This window comes from Streptomyces sp. NPDC005774, assembly GCF_042871645.1.
Taxonomy (GTDB): domain Bacteria; phylum Actinomycetota; class Actinomycetes; order Streptomycetales; family Streptomycetaceae; genus Streptomyces; species Streptomyces pratens.
Genome location: NZ_JBIAIV010000005.1, coordinates 249,994 through 262,160 on the forward strand (window position 1 = coordinate 249,994; position 12,167 = coordinate 262,160).

Consider the following 12,167-nt stretch of genomic DNA (forward strand, 5'->3'; position numbering starts at 1 on the left):
GTGTACGCGAAGAGGAGTGCGCGATGGCCAGCAAGCCGCCCAAGGGTGACCCGGTCCAGGACGCGCCGAAGGTCTCCGAGCCGAAACACACGGCAGCGGGCCTCACGGCGATCGGTCACAGTCTGCGCATGGCCCAACGGCAGATGGGCGTGAAACGCACGGCGCTGACCCTCCTCAGCGTCAACCAGAAGAACGGTTTCGACTGCCCGGGCTGCGCCTGGCCGGAGCCCGAGCACCGGCACACGGCGGAGTTCTGCGAGAACGGCGCGAAGGCCGTGGCCGAAGAGGCCACCCTGCGCCGGGTCACCCCCGAGTTCTTCGCCGAGCACACCGTCGCCGACCTGGCCGGCCGCAGCGGCTACTGGCTGGGCCAGCAGGGCCGCCTGACCCACCCCGTGTACCTCCCGGAGGGCGGCGACCGCTACGAGCCGGTCACCTGGGAGCGCGCCTTCGACATCGTCGCCGAGGAGATCAACGCCCTCTCCTCCCCCGACGAGGCCGTCTTCTACACCTCCGGCCGCACCAGCAACGAGGCCGCGTTCCTCTACCAACTGTTCGCGCGTGAGCTCGGCACCAACAACCTGCCCGACTGCTCGAACATGTGCCACGAGTCCTCCGGCTCCGCCCTCTCCGAGACGATCGGCGTCGGCAAGGGCAGCGTCCTGCTGGAGGACCTCTACAAGTCCGACCTCATCATCGTCGCCGGCCAGAACCCGGGCACCAACCACCCGCGCATGCTGTCCGCCCTGGAGAAGGCCAAGGCGAACGGCGCACGGATCATCAGCGTCAACCCGCTGCCCGAGGCCGGCCTGGAGCGCTTCAAGAACCCGCAGACCCCCAAGGGCCTCACCACCGGCGCCGCCCTCACCGACCTGTTCCTGCAGATCCGCCTCGGCGGCGACCAGGCCCTCTTCCGCATACTCAACAAACTGATCCTCGAGGCGCCCGACGCCGTCGACGAGGACTTCGTCCGTGAACACACCCACGGCTACGAGGACTTCGCCGAGGCCGCCCGCGCCGCCGACTGGGACGCCACCCTCACCGCGACCGGCCTCACGCGCGAGGACATCGAGACCTGCCTGCGCATGGTCCTCGAATCGAAGAGCGTCATCGTGTGCTGGGCGATGGGTCTCACCCAGCACAAGCACTCCGTGCCCATGATCCGCGAGATCGTCAACTTCCTGCTGCTGCGCGGCAACATCGGCCGCCCCGGCGCCGGCGTCTGCCCGGTACGCGGCCACTCCAACGTGCAGGGCGACCGCACCATGGGCATCTTCGAACGGCCCGCTCCGGAGTTCCTGGACGCCCTGGAGAAGGAGTTCGGCTTCACCCCGCCGCGCGAACACGGCTACGACGTCGTACGGGCCATCCGCGCCCTGCGCGACGGACAGGCGAAGGTCTTCTTCGCCATGGGCGGCAACTTCGTCTCCGCCTCCCCCGACACGGAGGTCACCGAGGCCGCGATGCGCCGGGCCCGGCTGACCGTGCACGTGTCGACCAAGCTGAACCGCTCGCACGCCGTCACGGGCGCGCGCGCCCTCATCCTGCCGACCCTGGGACGCACCGAACGCGATCTGCAGGGCAGCGGCGAGCAGTTCGTGACGGTCGAGGACTCCATGGGCATGGTGCACGCCTCCCGCGGCCGCCTCGAACCGGCGAGCGGGCAGCTGCTGTCCGAGCCGGCCATCGTCTGCCGGCTGGCCCGCCGCGTCCTCGGCTCCGACAGCAAGGTGCCGTGGGAGGAGTTCGAGAAGGACTACGCGACGATCCGCGACCGCATCGCACGCGTGATCCCCGGCTTCGAGGACTTCAACGCGCGCGTGGCGAACCCCTCGGGCTTCACACTCCCCCACGCCCCGCGCGACGAGCGCCGCTTCCCCACGGCCACCGGCAAGGCCAACTTCACCGCCGCCCCGGTCGAGTACCCCGAACTGCCGAAGGGCCGGCTCCTGCTGCAGACACTGCGCTCGCACGACCAGTACAACACCACGATCTACGGCCTCGACGACCGCTACCGCGGCATCACGAACGGCCGCCGCGTGGTGCTCGTCAACCCCGAGGACGCGCGCGAACTGCGGCTCGCGGACGGCTCGTACGTCGACCTGGTCAGCGAGTGGAAGGACGGCGTGGAACGCAGAGCCCCCGGATTCCGCGTCGTGCACTACCCGACGGCCCGCGGCTGCGCCGCCGCGTACTACCCGGAGACCAACGTCCTGGTGCCGCTGGACGCGACCGCCGACACCAGCAACACCCCGGCCAGTAAGTCCGTCGTGGTCCGTCTGGAACAATCCGCGACCGACTGAGCGTTTGCTCAGTGGTGCCGGCGGCACTGCCGTGGACGCTGCGCGAAAGCGTCCCAAGCGACAGTGCCGTACCGCCGCAGCGATCACGACGGACGAAACACGACGAACGGAGCCCGCCCCCATGGGAGAGCAGCAGCAGCACGCGAAGTTCCCACGAGAGGTCATAGACGAGTACGCCGCGCTCGGCGTGGACCTGGAGGCCCTGTTCTCCGCCGGCCACCTCGGCACCCGCATGGGCGTGCAGATCCTGGAGGCCTCGGCCGAGCGGGTCGTGGGGACGATGCCGGTGGAGGGCAACACCCAGCCCTACGGACTGCTGCACGGCGGCGCCTCCGCCGTCCTGGCCGAAACCCTCGGGTCGCTGGGGTCGATGCTGCACGGCGGCGTCACCAAGATCGCCGTGGGCGTCGACCTCAACTGCACCCACCACCGCAGCGCGCGCTCCGGCCTGGTCACCGGGATCGCCACCCCGGTGCACCGGGGGCGGTCCACGGCCACGTACGAGATCGTCATCAGCGACGAGGCCGGCAAGCGGGTGTGCACCGCGCGTCTGACCTGCCTGCTGCGGGACCTCGGCCCGAAGGACGCGGAGCAGGCCGCCGACGCCGCCAAGGGCTGACCGGCACAGGGATGGTGCGGGGCGCGCGACTGCCCCGCACCGCCCGCCGTCGGCCGTCACCCGTCCATTGCCCGGGAACAACGGGTGCCCTACCGTTCGGGCATGGAACGGGGAGGCCCCGCCCGGCCCGCCGCGCGGGGCCCCGGCCGCCCACCGCTCACCCCGGCACCCCTACCGGCACTTCCGGCGCCCCCGGCACTCCCGGCACTCCTCCCGGCGGTCTTCACGACAGCGTTCCCAGCCGCCCTCCTGGCCGCCCTCGCGGCCGTCCTCCTGACGGCCGGATGCGGCCCGTCCGGACACACCGGCAGCCCGGCATCATCCCTGCCGCCGCCTCCGCCGCCCCCGCCGTCAGCGACCGCCCCGCAGGATGTGTGCGCGCGGATCGTCGCCCACTGGGCCCGCGAGGTGCTGGACGGCTCCGCCTACGGCGACTACCAGTCGATGGGCCTGTCCAACGGCCAGTACGAGATTCTGCGCGACGCCGTGGCCGCCGCCCGCCCCGTCCGTGAGCGCCAAGGCGCCGCGGCCGCCCACGACGTGATCGCCCGTCACGTCCGCGAGGCCTGCGCCGAACGGCACCGCACCGGCGGACCGGACGAAGGCGCCTGGCGATGAACGCCATCGGCCCCGTGGAACCCGGCGACGAAACCCACCCCTTGGCCGCGCCGCCGCGCCGCGGCCCCCGGGCCCCCCGCCGCGGCCCCCTCGCGGCGCTGCACGGGCGTCATCGCCGGAGCACACTCGCCGTCCTCACCGCGGCGGCCGTCCTCACGGCCGGCACCGTCCTCCACCTCACCCGGCCCCGGCAACCTCCACCGCCCGCACCACCGTTCCCGTCCCAGGTGACCACCGTCGCCTACCTGAAACCCCAGGCCAGAGGCCCGGGGACAGACAATCGGAATTTCACCTTCCACGTCGAAGTCGCCGTGGAATCAGGACCTCCGGTAACCGTCACGCACATATCCCAGCCATACACGGGTCTTTCCACGATCTCCAGCCCACCCACCCCTTTTCGGACAGTGGCGGGATCTCCTCACAAGATCGCCATCACCCTCCGCGTCACGGAATGCGGAGAATTGCCGGAGAACGTCGGACTCCCTTCCCTGAAGGTAACCCTGCGTAATGCGCGCGCAATACGGGCTCACAGCTTCATCCTCGGACCGCGCTACACGCGGGATCTCTCCAGGGCCCTAAAGGTCGCCTGCAGCAACGATTTTCGGTAATCACCAAAAACGCCGACACACCTGAACGGACCCCGCCCGGTCCTGCGGTTTCTCACCATGCGGACAGGTCAAAACGGCTTGAATTCCTCCGTTCCCCCCACTCAGTACCGCTCTGCATTACCTCGTGTCATAACAAGAGAGTCACAGCATTGGCCAGACCCTCCTCCCCGTTCCCTCCACCCGCTTAGAGTCACGGCCAGTCACCGCGCCTCCCGATTCTTACTTCGGCCCAGCGCTCGACTCGGCCGTTTCCACCGGGAAACAGCCGTCAGGGGAAAGGACTGGATCGTGCGTCAACGTTCACTCATCGCCGTCACCGCCGCTTTGGCTGCGGGAGCACTCACCCTCACCGCCTGCGGTTCGCGCGACGAGGGCGGCAGCGGCGGCTCGGATGCCGGCAAGAGCAGCACCACCGTCGTCATCGGCGTCGACGCACCGCTGACCGGCGACCTGTCCGCGCTGGGCCTCGGCATCAAGAACTCCGTGGACCTCGCCGCCAAGATCGCCAACAAGAACAAGACCGTCGACGGCGTCACCTTCAAGGTCGAAGCCCTCGACGACCAGGGCCAGCCCTCCGTCGGCCAGCAGAACGCCACCAAGCTCGTCGCCAACGACGAAGTCCTCGGCGTCGTCGGCCCGCTGAACTCCTCCGTCGGCGAATCCATGCAGAAGGTCTTCGACGCCGCCCAGCTCGTCGAGGTCTCCCCCGCCAACACCAACCCCTCCCTCACCCAGGGCCTTGACTGGCAGAACAAGCAGGTCCGCACCTACAAGTCGTACTTCCGCACCTCGACCACGGACGCCATCCAGGGCCCGTTCGCCGCCGAGTACCTCTACAACGAATCCAAGAAGCGCAAGGTCTTCGTCATCGACGACAAGAAGACCTACGGCGCCGGCCTCGCCGGAACCTTCACCGGGGCCTTCAAGAAGCTCGGCGGCAAGGTCGTCGGCACCGAGCACATCAACCCGGACACCAAGGACTTCAACGCCGTCGCCGCCAAGGTCAAGAAGTCCGGCGCCGACGTCGTCTACTACGGCGGCGAATACCCCCAGGCCGGCCCGCTCAGCAAGCAGATCAAGGCCGCCGGAGCCAAGATCCCGCTCGTCGGCGGCGACGGCATCTACAGCGCCGACTTCATCAAGCTCGCCGGCGCCACCGGCACCGGCGACCTCGCCACCTCCGTCGGCGCCCCCGTCGAAGACCTCCCCTCCGCCAAGGAGTTCGTCGCCAACTACAAGGCCGGCGGCTACAAGGAAGACTACGAAGCCTACGGCGGCTACAGCTACGACTCCGCCTGGGCCGTCATCGAAGCCGTCAAGCAGGTCGTCGAGGACAACGACGGCAAGCTCCCCGCCGACGCCCGCGCCAAGGTCACCGCCGCCATGCAGAACGTCTCCTTCGACGGAGTCACCGGCAAGGTCGCCTTCGACGAGTTCGGTGACGCCACCAACAAGCAGCTCACCGTCTACGCCGTCGAGAACGGCGACTGGACCGCCGTCAACTCCGGCACCTACACCGGCTGACCCAGCCCGCACCACACGAGCCGCGCGGGGCGCCGCACCACAGGCGCCCCGCGCGGCTCGCATCCTGCCCCATTCGTCTATTTTTCCGAACGTCTCGGAGGACATGCGGTGAACGAACTGCCGCAGCAGCTGGTCAACGGCCTGCTACTGGGATCCATGTACGGGCTGGTCGCCATCGGCTACACAATGGTCTACGGCATCATCCAGCTCATCAACTTCGCCCACGGCGAGATCTTCATGACCGGCGCCTTCGGCGCACTCACGGTCTACCTCTACATCCTGCCCGACGGCACATCCATGCTCATCGCCCTCCCCCTCATGCTCCTCGGGGCGATCATCATCTCCACCACCGTCGCCGTCGGAGCGGAACGATTCGCCTACCGGCCCCTCCGAGGCTCACCCCGCCTCGCCCCCCTCATCACCGCCATCGGCCTCTCCCTCGCCCTCCAGCAAGCCGTATGGGCCTGGTACCCCGAAGCCAAATCGGCCCGCACCTTCCCCCAGATCGACGGCGGCCCCTTCCACATCGGCAGCGTCACCCTCCAGACCGGCGACATCTTCCTCTTCATCGCCGCCCCCGTCAGCATGGGCATCCTCGCCTACTTCGTCATGCGCACCCGCACCGGACGCGGCATGCAGGCCACCGCCCAGGACCCCGACACCGCCAAACTCATGGGCGTCAACACCGACCGCATCATCGTGGTCGCCTTCGCCCTCGGCGCCGTCTTCGCCGCCGTCGGATCCGTCGCCTACGGACTCAAGTACGGCCAGATCGAATTCAAGATGGGCTTCATCCTCGGCCTCAAAGCCTTCACCGCAGCAGTCCTCGGCGGTATCGGCAACATCTACGGCGCCATGATCGGCGGCCTCGTCCTCGGCCTCGCCGAAACCCTCGCCACCGCCTACATCTCCGACATCCCCGGCCTCGGCCAGTTCGGCAGCCAGTCCTGGGCCGACGTCTGGGCCTTCATCCTCCTCATCCTCGTACTGCTGTTCAGACCCCAAGGCCTGCTCGGCGAACGCGTTGCGGACAGGGCGTGACACCGATGACCACACAGACCAGCACACCGAACACCCCCGCCACCTCCGCGGCGAACACCCCCACCGGCCTCATCGGCATCCCCCCGCACGCCGGCCGCGCCCTCGCCACCGCCGGCGGCGCCCTCACCATCATCTCCACCTTCCTCGCCTGGACCTGGTCCTCCGCATTCCCCGGCGACCTCACCTACTACGGCTACCCCGGCGGACTCCAGGTCCTCGTCCTCGTCGCCGGCGCCCTCACCACCCTCCTCGCCCTCTCCTCCTACGGCGTCCGAGGCCTGCGCTGGCTCACCCCCGCCGGCGCCGACGCGGCCATCAAACTCGCCGCACTCGCCGCCTTCACCACCACCTGGTACACCATCCTCGCCATCAGCCTCGAGCTCGGCGGCCTCGTCAACCTGGAACCCGGCGGCTACCTCGCGGCCACCGCCACACTCCTCGCCCTCCTCGGCGCACTCGCCCTCCCCTTCGAGCGCCCCGAACCCGACCCCATCGACCCCGACGAAACCGGCTGGGCACACTTCAAGCACAACGCCGGCCACACCTGGCAGACCATCAAGGCAGCCTTCACCTCCGGCACCCCACGCGCCGTGCCCCCACTGTCCTCCTACGCCGAAATCCTCATCATCGTCGGCATCCTCACCCTCGCCCTCGTCGTCTTCACCTACGGCATCGGCACCGGATACGACGAACTCTTCGTCGGCTTCCTCATCACCGCAGGCTTCGGCTTCGCCGCACTCAACAAGTCCGGCCTCATCGCCCAGGCCTCCCACATCACCGCCCGACACCAGAACATCACCGTCTGCGGCGCCTTCATCGCCGCGGCCTGCTTCCCCTTCACCCAGACCGACGACCAATACGCCACCCTCGGCGTCTACATCCTCATCTTCGCCACCGTCGCCCTCGGCCTGAACATCGTCGTCGGCCTCGCCGGCCTCCTCGACCTCGGCTACGTCGCCTTCCTCGGCGTCGGCGCCTACGCCGCCTCACTCGTCTCCGGCTCCCCCAGCTCACCCTTCGGCGTCCACTTCCCCTTCTGGGCAGCCGTCCTCGTCGGAGCCATCGCCTCCCTCATCTTCGGCGTCCTCATCGGCGCCCCCACCCTCCGCCTCCGCGGCGACTACCTCGCCATCGTCACCCTCGGCTTCGGCGAAATCTTCCGCATCGCCGTCAACAACCTCGACGGCACCTCAGGACCCGACCTCACCAACGGCTCCAACGGCGTCTCCTCCATCCCCGACCTCAACATCCTCGGCTTCGACCTCGGAACCCCCCACGACATCGCCGGCTTCACCATCGGCCGATTCGCCAACTACTTCTTCCTCATGCTCGCCATCACCGCGGTCGTCGTCCTCGTCTTCCGACGCAGCAGCGACTCCCGCATCGGCCGCGCCTGGGTCGCCATCCGCGAAGACGAAACCGCCGCCCTCGCCATGGGCATCAACGGCTTCCGCGTCAAACTCATCGCCTTCGCCCTCGGCGCCACCCTCGCCGGCCTCGCCGGCACCGTCCAGGCCCACGTCACCTACACCGTCACACCCGAGCAATACCTCTTCGCCGGCACCACCCCACCCAACTCCGCCTTCCTCCTCGCCGCAGTCGTCCTCGGCGGCATGGGCACCATCGCCGGACCCCTCATCGGCGCCGCACTCCTCTTCCTCATCCCCAACAAACTCCAGTTCCTCGGCGACTACCAACTCCTCGCCTTCGGACTCGCACTCGTACTCATCATGCGCTTCCGCCCCGAAGGCCTCATCCCCAACCGCCGCCGCAAACTGGAATTCCACACAGAGGACGACGCGCCCGCAGTCCTGAGCAAGACAGGGGCCTGACCACATGACCACCCACACCACCACCAAGGACACCACCCCAGGCACCCCCGCCCCCGGCGAAACCGTCCTCGACGCCCGCGGCGTCACCATGCGCTTCGGCGGCCTCACCGCCGTCCGCGACGTCGACCTCACCGTCAACAGCGGCGAAATCGTCGGCCTCATCGGACCCAACGGAGCCGGCAAGACCACCTTCTTCAACTGCCTCACCGGCCTCTACATCCCCACCGAAGGCGAAGTCCGCTACAAGGACCGCGTCCTCCCACCCAAATCCTTCAAGGTCACCGCAGCCGGCATCGCCCGCACCTTCCAGAACATCCGCCTCTTCGGCAACATGACCGTCCTGGAAAACGTCCTCGTCGGCCGCCACACCCGCACCAAAGAAGGACTCTGGTCCGCCCTCCTCCGCGGCCCCGGCTTCCACAAGGCAGAAGCCAAATCCCGCGAACGCGCCATGGAACTCCTCGACTTCATCGGCCTCGCCGACAAGGCCGAACACCTCTCCCGCAATCTCCCCTACGGCGAGCAGCGCAAACTCGAAATCGCCCGCGCCCTCGCCAGCGAACCCGGCCTCCTGCTCCTCGACGAACCCACCGCCGGCATGAACCCCCAGGAAACCCGCGCCACCGAAGAACTCATCTTCGCCATCCGGGACATGGGCATCGCCATCCTCGTCATCGAACACGACATGCGGTTCATCATGAACCTCTGCGACCGCGTAGCCGTCCTCGTCCAGGGACAAAAACTCATCGAAGGCGACGCCCGCACCGTCCAGAACGACGAACGCGTCATCGCCGCCTACCTCGGAGAACCCCTCGCCGACGACCCCGGCGCCGAAGAAGCAGCCGAAGTCGAAGCCGCCGAAGCCGCCGCAGCCGAAGCCACCGGGGCCACCACCGCCGACGCCGCCGAAACCACTGCCGGAACCGCAGAAACCACCGGGACCACCACAGACACCACCCCCGGCAAGGACGCAGCACCCGGCAAGGAGAACGACCGATGACCGCACTCCTCGAAGTCGAAGACCTCAAGGTCGCCTACGGCAAAATCGAAGCCGTCAAAGGCATCTCCTTCAAGGTCGAAGCCGGCGAAATCGTCACCCTCATCGGCACCAACGGCGCAGGCAAAACCACCACCCTCCGCACCCTCTCCGGCCTCCTCAAGCCCGTCGGCGGCCAAGTCAAATTCAACGGAAAATCCCTCAAGAAAACCCCCGCCCACCAAATCGTCGCCCACGGCCTCGCCCACTCCCCCGAAGGCCGCCACATCTTCCCCCGCATGACCATCGAGGACAACCTCCGCCTCGGCGCCTTCCTCCGCAACGACAAAACAGGCATCGAAAAGGACATCCAGCGCGCCTACGACCGCTTCCCCATCCTCGGAGAACGCCGCAAGCAAGCAGCCGGAACCCTCTCCGGCGGAGAACAGCAAATGCTCGCCATGGGCAGAGCCCTCATGTCCCAGCCCAAACTCCTCATGCTCGACGAACCCTCCATGGGCCTCTCACCAATCATGATGCAGAAAATCATGGCCACCATCTCCGAACTCAAGGCCCAGGGCACCACCATCCTCCTCGTCGAACAGAACGCCCAAGCCGCCCTCTCCCTCGCCGACCAGGCCCACGTCATGGAAATCGGCAAAATCGTCCTCTCCGGAACCGGACAGGACCTCCTCCACGACGAATCCGTCCGCAACGCCTACCTCGGCGTCGACTGACCCACCCCAACACAGCACAGCACAGCACAGCACAGCACTGAGGCCCGATTCCCCCCCAAGGGAACCGGGCCTCAACAGCACCACCGACGGACAACTACCCCTTCGACGCCTTCTTCTCCTCCGCGTCATCAATAACCGCCTGCGCCACCTGCTGCATCGACATCCGCCGATCCATCGACGTCTTCTGAATCCACCGGAACGCCGCCGGCTCCGACAACCCGTACACCGTCTGCAACACCGACTTCGCCCGGTCCACCAGCTTCCGCGTCTCCAACCGCAGACTCAGATCCGCGACCTCACGCTCCAGCTCCCGCAACTCCGTGAACCGCGACACCGCCATCTCGATCGCCGGCACCACATCACTCTTCGAGAACGGCTTCACCAGATACGCCATCGCACCCGCGTCCCGCGCCCGCTCCACCAGATCACGCTGCGAGAACGCCGTCAGCATCAACACCGGCGCGATACTCTCCTCAGCGATCTTCTCCGCCGCCGAGATACCGTCCAGCTTCGGCATCTTCACATCAAGAATCACCAGGTCAGGACGATGCTCCCGAGCAAGCTCGACCGCCCGCTCACCATCACCGGCCTCCCCGACCACGGTGTACCCCTCCTCCTCCAGCATCTCCTTGAGATCGAGCCGGATCAGCGCCTCGTCCTCGGCGATCACGACACGCGTCGTCATCGGAGGCACGTGCGACTTGTCGTCGTCGGACACGTCTACTGGCTGGGGCGACTCGGGGACGCTCACGGGGGGCTCCTTGGTGCGGGCCGGGCAGGTACTGCTGCCTATGCAGCCTACCTAGCAGCGACGTCTACGGCTGACCCGGTATGCTTCCCGAACAGCCAGTCCTGCCGGGTTGGTGGAATGGCATACACGGATGTCTCAAACACATCTGCCCGAAAGGGCTTGCGGGTTCGAGTCCCGCACCCGGCACCCTGTAAGCGGAGGATCACATTCGCGTGACCCTCCGCTTTTCCATGCACTCGGTAATGATTCATGACAGACAGTGGCCGCATGGATCAGCACAGTCCTTCGATTCGTACACAGGCTGTCACTCTGATGCGCCAAGGCATTCCGAACCGTGCCGTCGCGGAGCGGCTCGGTGTCCCCCGGGGGACTGTCGGCTGGTGGCGCAGCGAGGACCGCAAGGCGCGGGGCGAGGCATACCAGCCACCGAACGACTGCCCGAGGTGCACCGGCCGCCTGCTCGACGAGGAAGCGTACGCATACCTGCTGGGGCTGTACCTCGGCGACGGACACATCATCTCGAAGCGCAAGCAACATCACCTGTCGATCTACTGCAACGCTACTCAGGGCGGTCTGATCGCCGCTGCGGCGGATGCCCTGCGCAGGGTGATGCCGTTGACCAGCGTGTCGTCACGACCCAAACCCGGCTGTGTCGAGGTGAAGTCCTACACCAGGCACTGGACCTGCATGTTCCCCCAGCATGGCCCCGGCAAGAAGCACGAGCGGCCGATCGCCCTCGTCCCCTGGCAACAGGCGATCGTCGATGTGCACGCCTGGAAGTTCGTCCGAGGTCTCATCCACTCCGACGGATGCCGCATCACCAACTGGACCACTCGCATGGTCCGCGGTGAGCTCAAACGCTATGAGTATCCGCGTTACATCTTCACCAACAAGTCCGACGACATCCGGACCCTGTACACCGACACCCTCGACCGCCTCGGCGTCGAGTGGACGCACTGCACGCGCAACGGCGTCCCGTTCAACATTTCCGTCGCCAAGAAGGCGTCCGTTGCCCTGATGGACCTCCATGTGGGCCCCAAGTACTGAACCGGGGGGGAGTGTCTAATCAACGGCGGATCTGATGATCAAGGAGACGCCAGAGATGACCGAGACCGTTGTCGAGCAGGAGTCCGTGGAGAAGCCGGCGGTCACGCCGGT

At 67.4% G+C, this 12,167-nt stretch carries 10 protein-coding genes and 1 tRNA gene; 10 read left to right on the plus strand and 1 reads right to left on the minus strand.

Annotated elements, in window-relative coordinates; translation table 11 throughout:
- The first annotated feature begins 23 nt into the window (after nt 1-23).
- The 8 genes from ACFYQA_RS07715 (at nt 24) to ACFYQA_RS07750 (ending at nt 10,258) form a co-directional block, all read left to right on the plus strand.
- Nucleotides 24-2,303: an FdhF/YdeP family oxidoreductase gene (locus ACFYQA_RS07715; protein ID WP_388912971.1), complete on the plus strand. Its 2,280-nt coding sequence runs from the start codon at nt 24-26 to the stop codon at nt 2,301-2,303.
- 121 nt (nt 2,304-2,424) lie between these two features.
- Nucleotides 2,425-2,922, plus strand: a complete 498-nt coding sequence (locus ACFYQA_RS07720) for a PaaI family thioesterase (protein WP_388912974.1) — start codon at nt 2,425-2,427, stop codon at nt 2,920-2,922.
- 102 nt (nt 2,923-3,024) lie between these two features.
- Nucleotides 3,025-3,540, plus strand: coding sequence for a hypothetical protein (locus ACFYQA_RS07725; RefSeq protein ID WP_388912977.1), 516 nt, complete (start codon nt 3,025-3,027; stop codon nt 3,538-3,540).
- A gap of 896 nt (nt 3,541-4,436) precedes the next feature.
- The gene (locus tag ACFYQA_RS07730) at nt 4,437-5,672 is read left to right on the plus strand and encodes a branched-chain amino acid ABC transporter substrate-binding protein (protein WP_388912980.1); all 1,236 of its coding nucleotides are present in this window, start codon (nt 4,437-4,439) and stop codon (nt 5,670-5,672) included.
- 108 nt (nt 5,673-5,780) lie between these two features.
- A complete protein-coding gene (locus ACFYQA_RS07735) occupies nt 5,781-6,713 on the plus strand; it encodes a branched-chain amino acid ABC transporter permease (protein ID WP_388912983.1) in 933 nt (310 codons plus the stop codon).
- A 5-nt stretch (nt 6,714-6,718) separates the two neighbouring features.
- Entirely contained in the window at nt 6,719-8,545 is a 1,827-nt protein-coding gene (locus ACFYQA_RS07740) for a branched-chain amino acid ABC transporter permease (RefSeq protein ID WP_388912986.1), read from the plus strand.
- 4 nt (nt 8,546-8,549) lie between these two features.
- Complete coding sequence (locus ACFYQA_RS07745) at nt 8,550-9,545, plus strand: ABC transporter ATP-binding protein (protein ID WP_388912989.1); 996 nt, start codon at nt 8,550-8,552, stop codon at nt 9,543-9,545.
- A complete protein-coding gene (locus ACFYQA_RS07750; RefSeq protein ID WP_332426701.1) occupies nt 9,542-10,258 on the plus strand; it encodes an ABC transporter ATP-binding protein in 717 nt (238 codons plus the stop codon). Before ACFYQA_RS07745 ends, ACFYQA_RS07750 begins: the two co-directional genes overlap by 4 nt.
- A 94-nt stretch (nt 10,259-10,352) precedes the next feature.
- On the opposite strand, the gene ACFYQA_RS07755 is transcribed toward ACFYQA_RS07750, so the two are convergent.
- On the minus strand, nt 10,353-11,009 hold the full coding sequence (locus ACFYQA_RS07755; protein WP_388912993.1) for an ANTAR domain-containing response regulator: 657 nt from the start codon (nt 11,007-11,009) through the stop codon (nt 10,353-10,355).
- Between the two features lie 103 nt (nt 11,010-11,112).
- On the opposite strand from ACFYQA_RS07755, the gene ACFYQA_RS07760 reads away from it, so the two are divergent.
- Nucleotides 11,113-11,195, plus strand: a tRNA-Leu gene (locus ACFYQA_RS07760).
- 81 nt (nt 11,196-11,276) lie between these two features.
- Nucleotides 11,277-12,056 (plus strand): helix-turn-helix domain-containing protein, encoded by a 780-nt coding sequence (locus ACFYQA_RS07765; protein ID WP_388912996.1) that lies wholly within the window; start codon nt 11,277-11,279, stop codon nt 12,054-12,056.
- The last annotated feature ends 111 nt before the right edge of the window (nt 12,057-12,167 follow it).